Annotated in this window: 20 protein-coding genes and 1 pseudogene; 15 read left to right on the plus strand and 6 right to left on the minus strand. The window is 52.3% G+C overall.

The genetic code is table 11. The features are described from left to right. Window positions 1-3 precede the first annotated feature (3 nt). The 7 genes from pspA (at window position 4) to tyrR (ending at window position 5,834) form a co-directional block, all read left to right on the plus strand. Window positions 4-669, plus strand: a complete 666-nt coding sequence (gene pspA, locus LH22_RS11720; RefSeq protein WP_038646734.1) for a phage shock protein PspA — start codon at window positions 4-6, stop codon at window positions 667-669. Window positions 670-729: 60 nt separating this feature from the next. Further along, window positions 730-957 carry an envelope stress response membrane protein PspB gene (gene pspB, locus LH22_RS11725; RefSeq protein WP_034821383.1) on the plus strand — a complete coding sequence of 76 codons (228 nt, stop codon included), beginning with the start codon at window positions 730-732 and terminating at the stop codon, window positions 955-957. Then, window positions 954-1,301 (plus strand): envelope stress response membrane protein PspC, encoded by a 348-nt coding sequence (gene pspC, locus LH22_RS11730; RefSeq protein ID WP_038646736.1) that lies wholly within the window; start codon window positions 954-956, stop codon window positions 1,299-1,301. Before pspB ends, pspC begins: the two co-directional genes overlap by 4 nt. Window positions 1,302-1,358: 57 nt before the next feature. Next, window positions 1,359-1,607 carry a phage shock protein PspD gene (pspD, locus tag LH22_RS11735; protein WP_038646738.1) on the plus strand — a complete coding sequence of 83 codons (249 nt, stop codon included), beginning with the start codon at window positions 1,359-1,361 and terminating at the stop codon, window positions 1,605-1,607. Further along, window positions 1,588-2,985 (plus strand): YcjX family protein, encoded by a 1,398-nt coding sequence (locus LH22_RS11740; protein ID WP_038646740.1) that lies wholly within the window; start codon window positions 1,588-1,590, stop codon window positions 2,983-2,985. Before pspD ends, LH22_RS11740 begins: the two co-directional genes overlap by 20 nt. After that, complete coding sequence (locus tag LH22_RS11745; RefSeq protein ID WP_038646742.1) at window positions 2,982-4,055, plus strand: YcjF family protein; 1,074 nt, start codon at window positions 2,982-2,984, stop codon at window positions 4,053-4,055. Before LH22_RS11740 ends, LH22_RS11745 begins: the two co-directional genes overlap by 4 nt. Window positions 4,056-4,268: 213 nt before the next feature. Continuing rightward, entirely contained in the window at window positions 4,269-5,834 is a 1,566-nt protein-coding gene (gene tyrR / locus LH22_RS11750; protein WP_034821366.1) for a transcriptional regulator TyrR, read from the plus strand. A 76-nt stretch (window positions 5,835-5,910) separates the two neighbouring features. Here tyrR and tpx read toward each other — a convergent pair whose 3' ends face one another. Next, complete coding sequence (gene tpx / locus LH22_RS11755) at window positions 5,911-6,414, minus strand: thiol peroxidase (RefSeq protein WP_038646744.1); 504 nt, start codon at window positions 6,412-6,414, stop codon at window positions 5,911-5,913. A gap of 153 nt (window positions 6,415-6,567) precedes the next feature. Here tpx and ycjG point away from each other — a divergent pair, with 153 nt between their 5' ends. Further along, entirely contained in the window at window positions 6,568-7,554 is a 987-nt protein-coding gene (ycjG, locus tag LH22_RS11760) for an L-Ala-D/L-Glu epimerase (protein WP_038646746.1), read from the plus strand. Here the strand turns inward: ycjG and mpaA are convergent. Further along, complete coding sequence (mpaA, locus tag LH22_RS11765; RefSeq protein WP_038646748.1) at window positions 7,523-8,236, minus strand: murein tripeptide amidase MpaA; 714 nt, start codon at window positions 8,234-8,236, stop codon at window positions 7,523-7,525. The genes ycjG and mpaA overlap by 32 nt on opposite strands. A 210-nt stretch (window positions 8,237-8,446) precedes the next feature. On the opposite strand from mpaA, the gene LH22_RS11770 reads away from it, so the two are divergent. From LH22_RS11770 to LH22_RS20725, 3 genes are all read left to right on the plus strand, one after another. Continuing rightward, window positions 8,447-10,066: a peptide ABC transporter substrate-binding protein gene (locus tag LH22_RS11770; protein WP_038646750.1), complete on the plus strand. Its 1,620-nt coding sequence runs from the start codon at window positions 8,447-8,449 to the stop codon at window positions 10,064-10,066. Between the two features lie 213 nt (window positions 10,067-10,279). Further along, window positions 10,280-11,263, plus strand: a complete 984-nt coding sequence (gene zntB / locus LH22_RS11775) for a zinc transporter ZntB (protein ID WP_038646752.1) — start codon at window positions 10,280-10,282, stop codon at window positions 11,261-11,263. A 306-nt stretch (window positions 11,264-11,569) separates the two neighbouring features. Further along, on the plus strand, window positions 11,570-11,716 hold the full coding sequence (locus tag LH22_RS20725) for a hypothetical protein (RefSeq protein ID WP_167347098.1): 147 nt from the start codon (window positions 11,570-11,572) through the stop codon (window positions 11,714-11,716). 52 nt (window positions 11,717-11,768) lie between these two features. Here the strand turns inward: LH22_RS20725 and ttcA are convergent, their stop codons facing one another. Together ttcA and LH22_RS20875 are read right to left on the minus strand one after the other, a co-directional pair. Beyond that, window positions 11,769-12,704 carry a tRNA 2-thiocytidine(32) synthetase TtcA gene (ttcA, locus tag LH22_RS11780; RefSeq protein WP_038646755.1) on the minus strand — a complete coding sequence of 312 codons (936 nt, stop codon included), beginning with the start codon at window positions 12,702-12,704 and terminating at the stop codon, window positions 11,769-11,771. A 48-nt stretch (window positions 12,705-12,752) separates the two neighbouring features. Then, a pseudogene (locus LH22_RS20875) lies at window positions 12,753-12,968 on the minus strand (tyrosine-type recombinase/integrase); the annotation flags it as partial. Between the two features lie 121 nt (window positions 12,969-13,089). On the opposite strand from LH22_RS20875, the gene LH22_RS11785 reads away from it, so the two are divergent. Then, on the plus strand, window positions 13,090-13,494 hold the full coding sequence (locus tag LH22_RS11785; RefSeq protein WP_052059401.1) for a cupin domain-containing protein: 405 nt from the start codon (window positions 13,090-13,092) through the stop codon (window positions 13,492-13,494). A gap of 138 nt (window positions 13,495-13,632) precedes the next feature. Here the strand turns inward: LH22_RS11785 and LH22_RS20225 are convergent, their stop codons facing one another. Beyond that, window positions 13,633-13,989, minus strand: coding sequence for a DUF4440 domain-containing protein (locus LH22_RS20225; RefSeq protein ID WP_071845611.1), 357 nt, complete (start codon window positions 13,987-13,989; stop codon window positions 13,633-13,635). Between the two features lie 134 nt (window positions 13,990-14,123). On the opposite strand from LH22_RS20225, the gene LH22_RS11790 reads away from it, so the two are divergent. The 3 genes from LH22_RS11790 to LH22_RS11800 all read left to right on the plus strand — a co-directional run bounded on the left by LH22_RS11790 (window position 14,124) and on the right by LH22_RS11800 (window position 16,159). After that, window positions 14,124-14,663: a VOC family protein gene (locus tag LH22_RS11790; RefSeq protein ID WP_038646761.1), complete on the plus strand. Its 540-nt coding sequence runs from the start codon at window positions 14,124-14,126 to the stop codon at window positions 14,661-14,663. Window positions 14,664-15,347: 684 nt separating this feature from the next. Beyond that, a complete protein-coding gene (locus tag LH22_RS11795; protein ID WP_038646763.1) occupies window positions 15,348-15,656 on the plus strand; it encodes a hypothetical protein in 309 nt (102 codons plus the stop codon). Window positions 15,657-15,946: 290 nt separating this feature from the next. Beyond that, a complete protein-coding gene (locus LH22_RS11800) occupies window positions 15,947-16,159 on the plus strand; it encodes a biofilm development regulator YmgB/AriR family protein (protein WP_038646765.1) in 213 nt (70 codons plus the stop codon). A gap of 958 nt (window positions 16,160-17,117) precedes the next feature. On the opposite strand, the gene LH22_RS11810 is transcribed toward LH22_RS11800, so the two are convergent. Continuing rightward, window positions 17,118-17,378 (minus strand): hypothetical protein, encoded by a 261-nt coding sequence (locus tag LH22_RS11810; protein WP_038650083.1) that lies wholly within the window; start codon window positions 17,376-17,378, stop codon window positions 17,118-17,120. Window positions 17,379-17,681 lie beyond the last annotated feature (303 nt).

A 17,681-nucleotide genomic window follows, 5' to 3' on the forward strand; every position in this document is an offset into this window, starting at 1 on the left:
ATTATGGGTATTTTTTCTCGTTTCGCCGACATCGTGAACGCTAACATCAATTCCCTGCTGGAACGCGCCGAAGATCCGCAGAAACTGGTACGCCTGATGATTCAGGAAATGGAAGACACGCTGGTGGAAGTTCGCTCCACGTCAGCGCGCGCGCTGGCAGAAAGGAAACAGTTGCTGCGCCGAATTGAGCAGGCCGAAGTTCAGCAGGCTGAATGGCAGGAAAAAGCCGAGTTGGCCATCAGCAAAGAGAAAGAAGATTTGGCGCGCTCTGCGCTGATTGAAAAACAGAAACTGACCGATCTGATTGCAGCACTCAAGCAAGAAGCCATTCAGGTTGAAGAAACATTAGATCGCATGAAAGGTGAGATCGGTGAGCTGGAGAAAAAACTCAGCGAAACCCGCGCACGCCAGCAGGCATTGATGCTGCGTCATCAGGCAGCGTCCTCTTCCCGCGATGTGCGCCGTCAGTTGGACAGCGGCAAGCTGGATGAAGCCATGGCGCGCTTCGAATCGTTCGAACGCCGCATTGACCACATGGAAGCGGAAGCGGAAAGCCAGCGTTTTGGTAAGCCAAAAGGTCTTGACCAGGAGTTCGCCGAGCTGAAAGCTGACGACGAAATCAGCCAGCAGCTGGCGGCGTTGAAAGCCAAAATGAACCGCAGCGAGTAAATGGGCGTGGGGCTCTACGCTGAGCCCCGTGACCAGGGTGTTAATGATTAAGGAGAGTCAATGAGCGCACTTTTTCTCGCCATACCCCTGACGATCTTCGTGCTCTTTGTAGCGCCGATCTGGTTATGGCTGCACTACAGCAACAAACGCAACGGGGGCGCGGAATTGTCATCAGGCGATATGCAGCGTCTGCAACAGTTGACCCAGGACGCGCGCCGCATGCGTGAACGCGTGGAAGCACTCGAAGCGATTCTGGATGCAGAACATCCGAACTGGAGGCAACCATGATGAATGGCCGCAAATTGTGGCGCATCCCGCAGCAGGGGAAAATTCGCGGTGTTTGCGCCGGTCTGGCCGAGTATCTCGATATTCCGGTGCGCCTGTTGCGTGTGATTGTGGTGCTGTCACTGTTCTTCGGGCTGTTTATGTTTACCGTGCTGGCGTACTTCATCCTGGGCTTTGTGCTGGATGAAAAGCCCGCGGATGCGCCGGATGAGCACACGCCAACGGCACGTGATTTGCTGGATGAGCTGGAAACATCGTTGAAAAGTGATGAGCGCAACGTGCGAGATATCGAGCGTTACGTCACTTCAGAGACCTTCAGCGTGCGCAGTCGCTTCCGCCAAATCTGATTATTTCCGCCGGGCCCACAGCGGGTCCGCTTCATCGCATATTCTTAAGGAGTGGAGATGTACAATCCGCGTATGACTGCTCTGCGCCGCCGCGCAACACCTGCGTTGAAGTCGGCGGGGAAATTCATCATCATCAGTGCAGTAACCTATGGTCCCGGCGGGTTAGCTGGCTGGGCAGTGAAATCGGTGGCGCGTCGCCCGTTGCGCCTGCTTCTGGCGGCCGCCCTGGAACCGTTGCTGAGTAAGGCATTCAAACGCCTGTCCTCACGTTTCGTCAGGGAGATGGATGAAAAGACTGCAAAATGAACTGGCCGCGTTGATGAACCGCGGTGTTGACCGTCACTTACGCCTTGCCGTAACCGGCCTGAGCCGCAGCGGGAAAACCGCGTTTATCACCTCGCTGGTGAACCAACTTCTCAATGTACACAGCGGCGCCCGTTTGCCGCTGTTTTCCGTGGTGCGTGAAGAGCGCCTGCTCGGCGTCAAACGTGTGCCGCAGCGGGAACTGGGCACGCCGCGTTTTACCTATGACGAAGGGCTGGCGCAACTCTACGGTACGCCTCCCGTCTGGCCAACGCCGACGCGTGGTGTCAGCGAAATGCGTCTGGCGCTGCGCTATCGGCCTGAACAATCGCTTTTGCGCCATTTCAAAGATACCGCCACGCTGTATCTGGAAATCGTCGATTACCCTGGTGAATGGTTGCTCGATCTGCCGATGCTGGCGCAGGATTATCTCAGCTGGTCACGACAGATGATGGGGTTGCTGCAGGGCGATCGTCAGCAGTGGGCGTCATACTGGCACAGCTTGTCACAGGATCTCGACCCCTTTGCCCCCGCGGATGAAAATCGTCTGGCGGAGATCGCTGCTGCCTGGACTGATTATCTGCATCAGTGCAAAACCGAGGGATTGCACTTTATCCAGCCAGGTCGCTTTGTGCTGCCGGGCGATATGGCAGGCGCCCCGGCGCTGCAATTCTTCCCGTGGCCACAGGTCGATGAGATTCACGCCAGCAAGCTATTGCAGGCTCCTGCAGGCAGTAACTTTGCCGTGCTGCAACAACGTTTTAACTACTACTGCCAGCACGTGGTGAAAGGTTTCTATAAAAATTATTTTCTGCGCTTTGACCGCCAGATTGTGCTGGTGGATTGTCTGCAACCGTTAAACAGCGGACCGCAGGCGTTCAATGATATGCGCCTGGCGTTAACCCAATTGATGCAGAGCTTCCATTACGGGCAGCGCACGCTATTCCGTCGTCTGTTTTCCCCGGTCATCGACAAACTCTTGTTTGCTGCCACCAAAGCTGACCATATCACGGCCGATCAGCACGCCAATATGGTGTCTCTGTTACAACAGTTGGTTCAGGATGCCTGGCAAAACGCGGCGTTTGAAGGGATCAGCATGGATTGTCTTGGGCTGGCGTCAGTGCAGGCCACCGAAAGTGGGCTGGTGGATCATCGTGGTGAAAAGCTGCCCGCGCTGCGCGGTCATCGTCTTCATGACGGCGAAGCGCTGACCTTCTATCCCGGCGAAGTGCCGCCACGTTTGCCCGGACATCAGTTCTGGCAACAGCAAGGATTTCAGTTTGAACAGTTCCGGCCGCAGCAGTTTGATGTCGATCGGCCGCTGCCGCACATTCGCATGGATGCCGCGCTGGAATTTTTACTTGGAGATAAATTGCGATGAGCGACGAAACCCCTTTAAAACCGCGCATTGATTTTGCACGACCGCTCGAAGCGGAGGCGCAGCAACCGCTGCGGGCGGCACACACTTTCAGTGAGGAAAGCGAGGGCGCGTTTCATGCTACCCAAGAGTCGGAGCCGCTGGCAGAGGGCGAAGGCGAAAAAGTGGTTGAGGCCGCGCTGCGCCCCAAACGCAGCTTATGGCGCAAGTTGGTAGGTGCGGGTCTGGGGATTTTTGGCATCAGCGTAGTCGCGCAGGGCGCTCAGTGGATGCATGATGCCTGGATCACGCGCGATTGGTTTTCGCTCGGCACCGGTGTGGCAGGAAGTCTGATTGTGGTCGCCGGAGCCGGGGCATTGATCGGCGAATGGCGTCGACTTTACCGGCTGCGCCAGCGAGCAGAAGAAAGGGATATTGGACGAGAGTTGCTACACAGCCACGGTATCGGTAAAGGGCGCGCTTTTTGCGAAAAGCTGGCCCAACAGGCGCAGCTCGATCAGGCGCATCCGGCACTGCAGCGCTGGCATGCGGCGCTGCATGAAACCCACAATGACCGTGAAATCGTGATGCTTTACGCGCAACTGGTGCAACCGGTGCTGGATCGTCAGGCGCATCGTGAGATCAGCCGCCACGCTGCGGAATCCACGTTGATGATTGCGGTGAGTCCACTGGCGCTGGTGGATATGGCATTTATCGCCTGGCGCAACCTGCGACTGGTCAATCGCATTGCGGCTATTTATGGCATCGAGTTGGGGTACTTCAGCCGCATCCGCCTGTTTCGTTTAGTGTTGCTGAATATGGCCTTTGCCGGCGCCTCAGAGTTGGTGCGTGAAGTGGGGATGGATTGGATGTCGCAAGACATTGCCGCACGGCTCTCAGCCCGCGCCGCTCAGGGCATTGGCGCCGGTTTGCTGACCGCACGTCTGGGTATCAAAGCCATGGAACTGTGTCGCCCGCTGCCATGGCTGGAAGATGATAAGCCGCGTCTCGGAGATTTCCGTCGGGAACTATTGGTTCAGCTAAAAGAATCCCTGTCTAAGAGTGGGGGTAAAGCAGGGCAGACTGCTAAATAATGTCCTGTTGCTCACCTTTCACGCTGTCAATCAGGTGGAAGGTGAAATTATCTTTGTTAAATGTGATATTTGGCGGGATTATTGTGGGTTGTTCCGCTACACTTCTTCGCGTCACCTGCCTCAAGCTGTCAACTTTTCATGACAGGCCTCTTCTGAGGCGCTGCAAGTTAGCGTATTATCTCTAAAATCAAAACCTGACTAAGGCTCATCGCAATGCGTTTGGAAGTTTTCTGCCAGGACCGCATCGGTCTGGCGCGCGAGCTACTCGACCTGCTGGTTGCGCGCAACATCGACCTGCGCGGTATTGAAATTGCGCCACTCGGTCGCATCTATCTCAACTTTTCTGCCCTTGAATTCGAACCCTTCAGTACGCTGATGGCGGAAATCCGTCGTACACCGGGCGTAACAGATGTGCGCACCGTAAGCTACATGCCCTCTGAACGTGAACATCGCGCGTTGAGTGCACTGCTGATTGCTATGCCGGAGCCGGTGTTCTCTATCGACCTTAAATGCAAGGTGGAACTCGCCAACCCGGCAGCGCAGAACCTGTTTAATCTCGATGAACAGAAGCTGCGTAATCAGAACGCCGCAACCCTGATCACCGGTTTCAATTTCCAGCGCTGGATCGAGAATGAGCGTGTGGAAGCCCAGGCACATCACGTTGTTATTCAGGGACGTGATTTCCTGATGGAAGCCCGACCGATTTATCTGGCAGAAGAAGAGGGGCAGAGCGATCAGCCCGTCGGCGCAATGATCACGCTGAAATCCACCGCCCGCATGGGCCGTCAGCTGCAAAATCTCACCGTGACGGATGAGTCGGAATTTGACCACATCGTGGCAGTGACGCCGAAAATGCGTCAGGTGATCGATCAGGCACGTAAACTGGCGATGCATGATGCGCCGCTGCTGATTGTCGGCGATACCGGCACCGGCAAAGATATGCTGGCACGCGCCTGCCATCTGCGCAGCGCACGCGGTAAAAAACCCTTCCTGGCCCTTAATTGTGCGTCTCTGCCGGATGATGTGGCCGAGAGCGAGCTTTTTGGTCACGCGGCGGGCGCTTATCCGAACGCGCTGGAAGGCAAGAAAGGCTTCTTTGAACAGGCCAACGGCGGCTCGGTGCTGCTGGATGAGATTGGTGAGATGTCACCGCGCATGCAGACAAAACTGCTGCGCTTCCTCAACGATGGGACTTTCCGTCGCGTGGGTGAAGAACATGAAGTGCATGTGGATGTGCGCGTCATTTGTGCCACGCAGAAGAACCTGATCGAGCTGGTGCAACGGGGTGAGTTCCGTGAAGACCTGTTTTACCGCCTTAATGTACTGACGCTCAATTTGCCGCCGTTGCGAGAGCGTCCGCTGGACATCCTGCCGCTGACGGAGATGTTTGTGGCGCGCTTTGCCGATGAGCAGGGGCTGCCGCGTCCGCGTTTGTCACCGCAGCTCGCGCCGTTCCTGACGCGGTATAACTGGCCAGGTAATGTGCGGCAGCTGAAAAATGCGCTGTATCGCGCACTGACGCAACTGGAAGGCTACGAGTTGCGTCCTCAGGACATCATTCTGCCTGAGCAGGCATTAGATGTGACGTTGGGCGAAGAAGCGATGGAAGGTTCGCTGGATGAGATCACCAGCCGTTTCGAGCGTTCGGTGCTGACGCGTCTCTATTTGTCTTATCCCAGCACGCGCAAACTGGCAAAACGCCTGGGGGTGTCGCATACCGCGATAGCCAACAAATTGCGCGAATACGGTTTAGGGCAAAAACGTGGCGAAAGTGAATGACCTGCTAGCGCATAGCTCGCAGCGATAAAAAAGGGCGCACTTCACAAAGTGCGCCCTTATCACATCATCTTAATACTTACTTCAGTGCAGCCAGTGCCGCATCATAGTTTGGCTCTTCGGTGATTTCGTTCACCAATTCGCTATAAATCACTTTGTCGTTTTCATCCAGCACCACCACAGCACGTGCAGTCAGGCCTTTCAGTGGGCCATCAGCGATTGCCACACCGTAATCTTCTTTAAATTCTGCACCGCGCAGCGCTGACAGGGTCACGACGTTGCTCACGTTTTCTGCACCGCAGAAACGAGACTGGGCAAACGGCAGATCGGCAGAGATGCAGAGCACCACAGTGTTGTCGGATTCGCCGGAACGCTCGTTGAACTTGCGCACTGATGCCGCGCAGACGCCGGTATCAATACTTGGGAAAATGTTCAGAACTTTGCGTTTACCTGCATACTGAGAAAGGGAGACGTCACTCAGGTCCTTTGCGACCAGACTAAAAGCTTTAGCCTGTTCGCCAGCCTGCGGGAAGTGACCTGCAACCGGGACCGGATTACCCTGAAAGTGAACATTCTGAGACATACGATTTCCTTTTAGCGATGAAAAAGTCTGGCATTAAGCCTGCCAGAGCAGATATAGCGTTTGTTTATGACATAATTTTGAAGGGTTTACGAGCGCATTTCGTCGCGATAGCAGAAGCACATCGCAATTAAGCCACGGATTTAAGGAGAATTAATGAGAACAGTGAAGAGTTATCCAGAGGCCTGGCCGTTGCATTCGCCGTTTGTTATTTCACGCGGGAGCAGGACAGAAGCGCATGTTGTGGTGGTCGAGATTGAACAGGATGGTCTGAAAGGCGTGGGTGAAGCCACGCCTTACGCACGCTATGGCGAAAGTGAAGACTCGGTGCTGCAACAAATCGCCGCGCTGTTGCCCGCTATTCAGGACGGTATGACACGTGACGAACTGCAACAGGCATTAGCGGCGGGTGCCGCGCGTAATGCCCTCGATTGCGCCTTATGGGATCTGGAACGCCAGCAACAGAGTAAAAGTTTGCAGGCGCTGTGCGGTGTTGAGTTGGCAGAGGAAATCATCACTGCGCATACAGTGAGTATCGATACGCCGGAAGCGATGGCCAGCAGCGCGTTAGCGTTGTGGCAGCATGGTGCGCGTTTGCTGAAAATCAAACTCGATCATCATTTAATCAGTGAGCGCCTGGTGGCAATTCGCACTGCCGTACCGGAAGCGACGCTAATTGTGGATGCCAATGAATCCTGGCAGGCTGAAGGGCTGGCGGCGCGCTGCCAGTTACTGGCAGACCTGAACGTCGCGATGCTGGAGCAACCGCTTCCTGCGGCGGAAGATGCTGCGCTGGCAAACTTTGTGCACCCACTTCCCATCTGCGCAGATGAGAGCTGTCACACCCGGGAGAATCTGGCGCAGCTGAAAGGGCGCTATGAGATGGTCAATATCAAGCTGGATAAAACCGGAGGATTGACCGAGGCGCTGGCGTTGGCCACCGCGGCGCGTCAGCAAGGTTTTACGGTGATGTTAGGCTGTATGTTATGCACCTCACGGGCGATTCGCGCCGCGCTGCCGCTCACGCCGCTGGCAAAATTCGCCGATCTTGACGGCCCAACCGGGCTGGCTGCCGATGTTGAGCCGTCGCTGCATTTCTCACACGGCGTGCTTAAACCTGCGGCTGCCAGCGCAGCAGGTTAATCATCGCATCAAGATAAACCTCGGTGGCTTCATCCACCGAGATAGGCGGCATCTCGGCGGTTATGCACAACAAGCCGAGATCGTCGCACCAGCTGCCAAAGGATCCCGGCGTGGCATAGCCCACGCTACTCACTACCGGTAATTGCGTTTGTTCAGCCAGCCACTGCGCGAGGTGACTGTGGTGTGGATCATCAATACAAGCCAGTGGCTCATGCCAGGACACTACCCAACGCGGTTTAATCTGATGAATCAACTGGCAGAGTGCGCGTGTTTCCGGTTCAGAAGCGGGGCTACTGCCCGTCGACAGCACCACATCACGTTCGTCCGCTGCGCTGTTCCAGCGATAGACCGTGTCGCCATTTTGCCAGTTGGCGGCCGGGAAATTGCGATTGAGATCGACCCCGTTCGCATTGGCACGCAGCCCCAACTGGCAACCATCCGGATTCATAGCCAGCACCACATGATGACGGCGCAGTGGCTCCGGCAGCGTGCGCATTGCACCGGATAGCGTCGCGACGGCGGCATTTTCATCACCGTGCGTGCCGGCAATGATCAACCCACTGTCGGCATCGGCCGCCGGGGCCGGGAACCACAGCAGCGGTGCACCGAGCACCGATTGCCCATATTGTTGCCAGACCACGTCGAGTTTGCCGCGCAGCGGGCGGGGATGATGTGACGACATGACATTCCTCTCTGAAATCGTGCAATGAGCGCCAGGATGGCCAGGCGCTTCAGGATTAAAAATGTGACCGACAATTCAGCCTCAACATAACGGTAAACAGCAGACAGGGAAATAGCTATATATCAATCAGCAATTTGCGATAGAGTCACCAAAGACGCTGGCGACGCAGACCTCTTCGCAGTCGCCATTTTTTTAGGTAAAGGAGTGGTGATGAAATTAACTTTCCGCAAGACGCTGGCCGCCGTAATGATTGCTGGTGTTTTCTCACCGGTGTTTGCCGCTAATGTGCCAGCGGGCGCACAGTTAGCGCCAACACAGGAAATTGTTCGCCATATTAAAGACGAACCTGCTTCGCTGGATCCAATGAAAGCCGTGGGTCTGCCAGAAATTCAGGTCATGCGTGATCTGTTCGAAGGGCTGACCAATCAGGACGCACACGGAAAAATCGTGCCGGGCGTGGCCGAAAGCTGGCACAGCAACGACAACAAAACCTGGATTTTCACGCTGCGTAAAGATGCGCGCTGGTCAAATGGCGAACCGGTGACAGCGCAGGACTTCGTCTACAGCTGGCAGCGCCTGGTGGAGCCGAAAAACAGTTCTCCCTTTGCGTGGTTTGCCGCGCTGAGTGGCATCGAAAACGCGGATGCCATTACCAAAGGGCAGATGAGTGCCGATAAGCTGGGCGTGACAGCCACTGATGCGAATCATCTTAAGGTGACATTGTCACGTCCTGTGCCATGGTTCCCGAGCATGGTCGCGAATGCCGCGATGTATCCCGTCCCGCAAAAGGTGATTGAGCAAAACCCTGATAGCTGGACGGCCCCGGGAAAACTGGTGGGCAACGGCGCCTATCAATTGCAGGACCGCGTGGTGAACGAAAAAATCGTGTTGGTGCGTAATCAACACTACTGGGATAATAGCCACTCTGTCCTGACCAAAGTGACCTTCATCCCTATTAACGAAGAGTCCAGCGCCACCAAGCGTTACCGCGCGGGCGATATCGATATCACCGAATCCTTCCCGAAAAATATGTATGCGCTGCTGAAAAAAGAGCTGCCAGGCCAGGTGTATACGCCGGATCAGTTGGGCACCTATTACTACGCCTTTAACACGGAAAAGGGCCCGACTGCCGACGTGCGCGTGCGCAAAGCGTTGTCATGGAGCATCGATCGCCGCATCATCGCCGAGAAAGTGTTAGGAACGGGGGAGAAACCGGCCTGGCACTTTACACCGGACGTCACCGCAGGGTTTACGCCACAGCAAAGTTATCTGCAACAGCACAGCCAGCAGGAGTTGAACGCACAGGCAAAAGCGCTGCTGACCTCCGCTGGCTACGGTCCCGGCAAACCCTTGCATTTGACGCTGCTGTACAACACCTCGGAAAGCCATCAGAAGATCGCCATCGCCGTGGCGTCAATGTGGAAAAAGAACCTTGGAGTGGACGTTACGCTGCAAAACCAGGAGTGGAAAACCTACATCGACAGCCGCAACAGCGGTAACTTTGACGTGATTCGTGCGTCATGGGTCGGGGATTACAATGAACCTTCCACGTTCCTGAGTTTGCTGACTTCAACGCACACCGGCAATATCGCCCGTTTCCACAGCGCGGATTATGATGCGGTGCTGACCAAAGCCAGCATGGAAACCAGCGTGGCTGCACGCAATACCGACTACAACAAAGCGGAGCAGATCATTGCCGATCAGGCGCCGATCGCCCCGATCTATCAATATACCAACGGGCGCTTGATCAAACCGTGGGTCAAAGGTTATCCGATCACCAACCCCGAAGATGTCGCATACAGCCGCGAACTGTGGATCGAAAAGCACTGATTTAACGACGCTAATCAGCAGAGTGGCGTGATGGTGTGCGTCTCCTTAACCGGTGCAACGGATTAGGGAGGCGCATCCAGTGACGTTGTTGCCGCTCTCGCTTTCAGCGGATGCTCACCACTGCCTTGTCATCTTTGCTCACAGCCTCATGATTGCAACTCGTCGCCGCCACGCTAGACTGTATCGTATTGATTTTGATAGTGAGGCGAGTCAGTGAACGTCATTGAAGGAAAAGCGCTAAAAGTATCGGATGCGATTATCTCCTGCCAGCTGGACGGCAAAGGCGGGATGATTCCGATTGAAGATAAAGATGTGATCAACTGTGAGCGCCCGTGCTGGTTGCATCTGAACTACACGCAACGGCAAAGTGCCGAGTGGCTGCAAAATACCCCCTTGATCCCCGATTCCGTGCGTGATGCGCTCGCGGGCGACAGCATGCGTCCACGTGTCACTCGCTTAGGCGATGGCTTTATGATTGTGCTGCGCAGCGTGAACCACAATGCCGATTCACGCCCCGATCAACTCGTCGCCATGCGCGTGTTTATCAACGATAAAGTGATTGTTTCCACGCGCCGGAGAAAGGTGTATGCCATTGATGAAGTGCTGGCCGATTTGCAAAACGGTAACGGCCCGGTGGATGGCGGCAGCTGGTTAGTGGATGTCTGCGATGCGCTGACCGATCACGCCAGCGAATTTATCGAAGAGATGCACGACAAAATCATCGAGCTGGAAGATGCGCTGATGGATCAACAGGTCCCGGCGCGCGGTGAGCTAGCGCTGCTGCGTAAGCAACTGATTGTGATGCGTCGTTATATGGCGCCGCAGCGTGATGTTTATGCCCGCCTGGCGAGTGAAAAACTGCCATGGATGAATGATGACGATCGCCGCCGCATGCAGGACGTTGCCGATCGACTGGGACGCGGACTGGATGACCTCAATGCAGGCGTAGCGCGAACTGGGATACTGGCCGATGAAGTGGCGTCTTTGCTGGCAGAATCAATGAACCGCCGCACCTATACCATGTCGCTGATGGCGATGATTTTCCTGCCTGCGACATTCCTGACAGGATTGTTTGGCGTCAACCTTGGCGGTATTCCGGGTGGTAGTTGGCCGCTGGGCTTTACCGCGTTCTGCGTACTACTGCTGGTGATGGTGGTGGGCGTGGCGATATGGCTCAAACGACGCAACTGGTTGTAATGTAAGGCTCAGGCTATAAGCGTTAACCCGCTGTTAAATAAAGTGCTGCAAGCAAAAAAGCGGGAAAAACCTGATCGATATCAATAAGTGGATCGCCTAACAGGGGCAAACTCTCTCTCGCAGGTGAATGCAACGTCAAGCGATGGGCGTTGCGCTCCATATTGTCTTACTTCCTTTTTTAGAATTACTGCATAGCACATTTGATTCGTACAACGCCGGCTAATCCGCCGGCTTTTTTTTGCCCGCTTGGCTTGGCCGCGCTTCATTACCTATGCTTTAGGGACATTCAGCAATAAGGAGCAGGGCATGCAAGAACTCATTGCGAGCGATCCCATTCCAACCGATCCGCCACCGATTCCAGAACCGATTCCTCATCCGCAGCCGATTCCGGAACCTGATCCTCCCTACGATCCCGAGTTTCCACCGATCATCGATCCGCCTCCCCATCGGTAACAAAACAGGCGCAGAGCCGAAGCGCTGCGCCTGTTTTTAATTCGTCTGTCAATTACTTAATTTCTAATACATCCAGACGAACGCTCATTTCCGGCGCGTCTTCTTCGTCCGGCTGCCAGCCCGCAGGTTTCACCGGCAGTGTTTCGCGATCAAAGCCAATATCGCCGCCGTCGACCACTTCATCGCCGTGCTGGATGCCTTTAAAGTCGAACAAATTAATGTCCGCCATGTGCGAAGGCACAATGTTCTGCATCGCACTGAACATGGTTTCGATACGGCCAGGATAGCGTTTATCCCAGTCACGCAGCATATCCGCAACGACCTGACGCTGGAGGTTCGGTTGTGAACCGCACAGATTGCAGGGAATGATCGGATACTGGCGCGCTTCAGCAAAGCGGATGATGTCTTTTTCGCGGCAATAGGCCAGCGGACGGATGACAATATGTTTGCCATCATCACTCATCAGTTTTGGTGGCATGCCTTTCATTTTGCCGCCGTAGAACATGTTCAGGAACAGGGTCTGCAGGATATCGTCGCGATGATGGCCTAGCGCAATCTTGGTACAACCCAGTTCAGTGGCGGTGCGGTAAAGAATCCCGCGACGCAGTCGTGAACAGAGCGAACAGGTGGTCTTGCCTTCCGGAATCTTCTCTTTAACGATCGAGTAAGTGTCTTCATCGACGATTTTATACTCGACACCCTGTTCTTCCAGATACGCGGGCAGAATATGCGCCGGGAATCCTGGCTGTTTCTGGTCGAGGTTAACCGCCACCAGTGAGAAGTTAACCGGCGCGCTCTTCTGCAAATTGCGCAAAATTTCCAGCATGGTATAGCTGTCTTTACCGCCAGACAGGCAGACCATGATGCGATCGCCTTCTTCAATCATGTTGAAATCAGCAATGGCCTCACCCACGTTGCGACGCAGACGCTTCTGAAGCTTGTTGAGATTGTATTGTTCTTTCTTTGTTACTTCTTGATTTTCTTGCATTATTAACTGTCTCAGAAAACAAAAGGGGCATGCAATGGGCAAGTCATTTCAGATCGCCAGTTTGCTGTTGAGCATATCTACCTGCTCGCCATTCATCTCTTCAATCCATGTCGCTTAGATTTTACTCACCATCTGCGCGTTCTCATGTCCCATCTGATTCGCTATGAAAGACGGGTTTGCGCCTGCCGTCAAAAGCCAGCAGGCAAAAGTATGTCGCGTATGGTACGGATTACGGCGACGAATTCCAGTTCCAATCTGATTATTAATATGAATTTTCAATGTCCGGCTCTGGAGCTGTTTTGGCGTTGAGCTTAAAAAGCAATCTTTCTGCCTCTGCTAAACTTTTGTCTGAAAACATGAAAATACACGATTAAAAGGATAGACAATGGCAAACGCAGAGCTGATCCCAAATAAAGGTTCGGATAAGATCGAACATAAACTTGTTCTACAGAGTGGGGCAGCATGGAATAAGCAGTCTTATGAAGCGTATCCCAAAGGCAAGCCACTCATATCGGTTATGCGTATGTCTCTACCTCCTGATACCGAACTGCCCTGGCATACACATGCCATACCTAACACGGCCTACGTTCTGTCGGGACAGTTGACGATTGAAAACAAGAATACAGGCGTCACATATCGCGCTAAAGCGGGTGAGGCGATTAATGAAACGGTAAATAGCGCACATCGCGGGTATACGTCCGAACTGGGGGCTGAACTGGTAATTTTTTACGCAGGAGTTGAAGGTCAGGAGCTTTCAGAACCTCTGCCTGGAGAGAAACCTGAATATTAGGCCCTGATTTAAAAGACCACAGTATTCAGAATGTTATCCTACATTTTGGTGAGGGTTGTGTTGCACCGACCCGTCGAACTCATTTCATATTCGAACGTGCCGGGCATCACACCAGAACATAACAGTGCTGTTAATTCACTAAGCACCAGTTGCTATAGGCGTACCCTGATGGAAAACCAGAGACCACTGGCCCTCTTTCGAAATTAGCCAGTAAGAGGAACGTAATGCGGGTCGGCTCCCGTCAGCATCAGACGTATGGTAAAGAAGTATTACGCAACTTTCACTTATTTCGATTAGCCGGAAATTGCTGCTTATGATTGGACTTGAAGTTTTCTCGCTCTTTAGCGACATGATCGTGTCTGAGCGATCGACCATCATGCCTGAACGTGTAATCTCCAGGAATTCAGGATGAAGAAGATGCTCGAGCCAATTCCGGTCGTTGCGTTTTTCACCGTGAAGGCTGCATTCAAGCAACATGAGCTTTTCAAGGAGCATTGTAATTGACCTCTAATGATTTGGCAGGACGTTTTTTTGAATTGAGAGGGTGTCAATGAGTTATGGCGCCGCTCACTGGGCAGAAAAGTACTACTCTTTGTAGAAGTTATCATAATTTTAACTGGAGAGTATGTATGGAAAATATACCGACGCGCGCGCCAAGCAGGGGCATAAACCATGTAGGGCTTACCGTTCCTGACCTGCAAAAGGCAACTGAATTTTTACAGAAGGCGCTGGACGCGAGGTTTGTCTATGACGGCCTAACAGACCATGATCATCCACGACAGGGGGCAGATACAGAGAAACAATTAGGCCTAAGTTCTGGGTCAATGATTATCAAGCAGCGCTTGTTACGGATTGGTAATGGTCCAAATCTTGAGCTTTTTGAGATAAAAAGTGAAGAACAGGAGCAACCTGTAAGGCTGCAGGATATTGGCTGGAATCACATATCTCTTTACGTGGACGATATAAATTATGCGGTGGAAAGGGTCAGAGCAGCGGGAGGAAGGCTTCTTTCAGAAATACATGGGAACTCCCGTCATGAAGATACAGAAAATAATGCCAGCGTATACTTTCAGGCTCCGTGGGGCAGCCTGATTGAACTTCAATCAATACCGAATGGTTACTATTATCCCGATGATAGCGAAGCAGAGACATGGATACCTGCACCGTAGTTATCATCTCAGGTAAGGGTGCTTGACTAAACCGGCTCCCACTCCCGCAGTTCGTGTCTGAAAACTAGCAAACACTTAACCATAGCTGGCTTATGCACTGCGTCAGCTATGTAGTCAACTCCTCTTACTCTCATCATCAGATGTCTCTTCTGAGTTATTCTCAGATTAAACAGGCTATTGACTCACTTTCCCAGAACCGGTAATTAAAGTGAAGACTGGATTTCTTTCACAGAACTTTAGTACCAATAAGGGAATATTAAGTACGAGGAGGGGCAGTTAACCTTGCATTGCTATTACATCGCGTTATTAACTTGCTTTTGCTTATGCTAGTTAAGACTTTATTAGGGTAGTCACCTCATCATTAATGATGCCAGGCATTTATTTAAGTCGTTTACATATGAGTTGAGAGATTTCGGTCCCTTAACGTCATAAATGATTGTTATAAAATAGAAAGATCTCAATTACCTCCTATCTGCCATTATTTTAAATAAATGATGACATTGTTACATGCAACAATAATAATTCATATATTTCACCTATTTAAAGAAATTAAGGAAAGTTCCTTCATGAGTTGCATCTTTAAATAGGCGTAACCTATCGGGTAAATAATATAATTAGGGAGGTTAATGCTATAATAATAGTGTAGTTGATAATGTTATTTAATTTATTAAGCGAGGTGTAAACGTGTTGTACAGCGAAGACATGACCGGTCACGCAATTATTGGTGAAGCAGCAGTCAATCTAGCCGTGCGTGACCAGGATATAACCGTCGATGCGCTTATCTCAGAATTGGCCACGATGCTTAAGGCGGACAGTAGTCACTCGAGAGACCAGGCAATCAGGGGAGCCATTAAGTGGTTGCGAGGACACCGTAGTATGAGCGCTAAATCAACTGGCGAAGATAGCTGGCTTTTACCAGATGCAGGCCATTCAGGCACTACATCGCAGGAAAGTACCATCCGCTTGATGGCAGATGACGATGACTTAAGATAACTACACACTGTGGCGGCAGGTACGGTTATGCCTGTCGCTTTCGTAAGTGTCAGTGCCAGGATTTTACTTACCCATATAGCCGCTTATTCTGAATCTGTGCTTGCTGGTTCCGCAATACATTTACTGCCATATACTTAACCTTAGCGGCAGTATTTGTGACTGCAAGGCTATAATCTTTAACTTTTTATCCAGCCAATGCGTAATTTAAACCAACGCGAATCGCGCGAGCATTCAGGGATCATCACAGCATGAGAGAAACCAATACGGTTGCACACATACAGGCATGCCTTATGGTTAAAGGTTACCGTTATGCATTACAGAAAGAAGCGCTGGATAACATGATCCGCAGCCTAATTTACATAGGGGTACCGGTGAATAACAGAACCATTATGCGGCGTATCATGAATCAGCTCTTGGTTGAAACTAACGCCGAAAGGCAGGAAACTCTGCGCGTCCTGCTCCAATTGGTCGTGAGATTTACTCCGGACGATCCCGGTGTCTGAAAGCGGCTGGCGCCGCATAATTTCAATTGAGTTTTTTTGCCAGTAACCTGATGGCCCGCTCACAGGAGTCGCGCGTTATTTTGTCCGGGGTGGACTCCTTCAGGCGCCAGAGGGCGGCGATGAGTTCATGCACATGTACGGCCCCGTTTGGACGCAGAAGTTGTTTCAGCGCGACCGCCACAGCCTGATGCATAAGATCATCTATTTCATTTCCGTTTTTCAGATGCGCTCCGCTTATTGGGGATATATACAGTATATCGCGATAAGCGGTGCTGATAAACATGCGGGAAAAAAACAGCCTGATGGCAGTTCAATCAGTAAGGGGATATACGGTCAGGTGGAATATCATGATTGCCGCCAGGTGCTTCGTCTTCATGACCTGGCAGCGGTATAGCGACATCATGAATACAATGTTCTGACATGATTATTCCCGTCATCTTTAAATACACGACATTAAGTTTAGCTGCGTTACTTTACCGAGCGTGAATCATTATCGGGAATGTGACTTAGGATTAAATGAGTTCAACGCGCATGAAGTGTGAGCGAAGAGTCCCGCGTATCGGACATACTGTCATCGATGCACAAACGACAGATGGAGGCCCATACATTCAGACGTTGCGATGCAATCTGATAGGCGTGCCTATAGGTGAGCGCAGACCCCAGAAATTGACGCTCCGGATGATCTTCCAGGCATACGCATCCTCTGCCGTGTAACTGGTAATGCTGTCCTGCATTGAGAAGGTAATAAAACTGGGGCATACGTTTTTCCTTCCGGTTAAAAGAGATACTGTATGCTGGGATGTCAGGTAGTGAAATTCATTTTTTAAAGCGATATAAGTCGGAACTACCGGAGGGTGTCGTCCTTGACAGGTTCTCCGGCCGGTGCACGCATTGGCGAGACCGGTGAGGTCATCTTCATCGTCGTCTTCCGGCCAGAGCCGGACTACGTCCTTTGGCGTCAGTTCTTCTCGTCGTTCAGGTCTGCAGAAGTCTGCAGGTACGGCAGATACCGGACGGCCTGATCAGGCTCATGGAAGCTTTTCAGCCAACTTCTGGCTTCCGATATTTCCGTGAGCCGTTTATCGCTGCCGCCGGCTTGTGCCATGCTTCCAAGCTCAGCAATAAGCGATTGTACGCTTATCTCTTTTTCACCCAGCGCAAGGCTCAATGCCGCTTCGCCAATAATGACGTGCCCTTTCCCGTCGTGATGATTAGACAAATTAACTACCTCCATTTCACGTTGATGACAGCCTCACGTCACACTGTAGTCGCAGATGGTGAAAGTGCCCGTAGGTAATTCTGAAAAAAGCTATATTCGTAATAATTTGTATCAATTGCTGAGTTTATTGGACCTTTCATGCAAAAATTTACTTACGTAATCCACTAAGAATTAACCGTGGCCTGATGAATTGATTCGCTGATAATTAAATCAGGCTGTTCTGTCCATCAGATTTTGTCTGCATGAATGTGGGGGGTGTGCTGCCCGTAACCTTGAGTCTTTCGCGGCGCGCAGATTCAGTAC

This window comes from Pantoea rwandensis, assembly GCF_000759475.1.
GTDB classification, from domain to species: domain Bacteria; phylum Pseudomonadota; class Gammaproteobacteria; order Enterobacterales; family Enterobacteriaceae; genus Pantoea; species Pantoea rwandensis_B.

What these genes read in the sequence shown, in the direction of transcription:
- LH22_RS20725 (WP_167347098.1), top strand. Translation starts at nt 11,570, where the DNA reads ATGCAAGAACTCATTGCGAGCGATCCCATTCCAACCGATCCGCCACCG.
- LH22_RS11745 (WP_038646742.1), top strand. Translation starts at nt 2,982, where the DNA reads ATGAGCGACGAAACCCCTTTAAAACCGCGCATTGATTTTGCACGACCG.
- LH22_RS20225 (WP_071845611.1), bottom strand. Translation starts at nt 13,989, where the DNA reads ATGCTCCTTGAAAAGCTCATGTTGCTTGAATGCAGCCTTCACGGTGAA.
- pspC (WP_038646736.1), top strand. Translation starts at nt 954, where the DNA reads ATGATGAATGGCCGCAAATTGTGGCGCATCCCGCAGCAGGGGAAAATT.
- ycjG (WP_038646746.1), top strand. Translation starts at nt 6,568, where the DNA reads ATGAGAACAGTGAAGAGTTATCCAGAGGCCTGGCCGTTGCATTCGCCG.
- LH22_RS11740 (WP_038646740.1), top strand. Translation starts at nt 1,588, where the DNA reads ATGAAAAGACTGCAAAATGAACTGGCCGCGTTGATGAACCGCGGTGTT.
- LH22_RS11770 (WP_038646750.1), top strand. Translation starts at nt 8,447, where the DNA reads ATGAAATTAACTTTCCGCAAGACGCTGGCCGCCGTAATGATTGCTGGT.
- LH22_RS11790 (WP_038646761.1), top strand. Translation starts at nt 14,124, where the DNA reads ATGGAAAATATACCGACGCGCGCGCCAAGCAGGGGCATAAACCATGTA.
- mpaA (WP_038646748.1), bottom strand. Translation starts at nt 8,236, where the DNA reads ATGTCGTCACATCATCCCCGCCCGCTGCGCGGCAAACTCGACGTGGTC.
- ttcA (WP_038646755.1), bottom strand. Translation starts at nt 12,704, where the DNA reads ATGCAAGAAAATCAAGAAGTAACAAAGAAAGAACAATACAATCTCAAC.
- LH22_RS11800 (WP_038646765.1), top strand. Translation starts at nt 15,947, where the DNA reads ATGGTTAAAGGTTACCGTTATGCATTACAGAAAGAAGCGCTGGATAAC.
- pspB (WP_034821383.1), top strand. Translation starts at nt 730, where the DNA reads ATGAGCGCACTTTTTCTCGCCATACCCCTGACGATCTTCGTGCTCTTT.
- tyrR (WP_034821366.1), top strand. Translation starts at nt 4,269, where the DNA reads ATGCGTTTGGAAGTTTTCTGCCAGGACCGCATCGGTCTGGCGCGCGAG.
- pspD (WP_038646738.1), top strand. Translation starts at nt 1,359, where the DNA reads ATGTACAATCCGCGTATGACTGCTCTGCGCCGCCGCGCAACACCTGCG.
- pspA (WP_038646734.1), top strand. Translation starts at nt 4, where the DNA reads ATGGGTATTTTTTCTCGTTTCGCCGACATCGTGAACGCTAACATCAAT.
- tpx (WP_038646744.1), bottom strand. Translation starts at nt 6,414, where the DNA reads ATGTCTCAGAATGTTCACTTTCAGGGTAATCCGGTCCCGGTTGCAGGT.
- LH22_RS11785 (WP_052059401.1), top strand. Translation starts at nt 13,090, where the DNA reads ATGGCAAACGCAGAGCTGATCCCAAATAAAGGTTCGGATAAGATCGAA.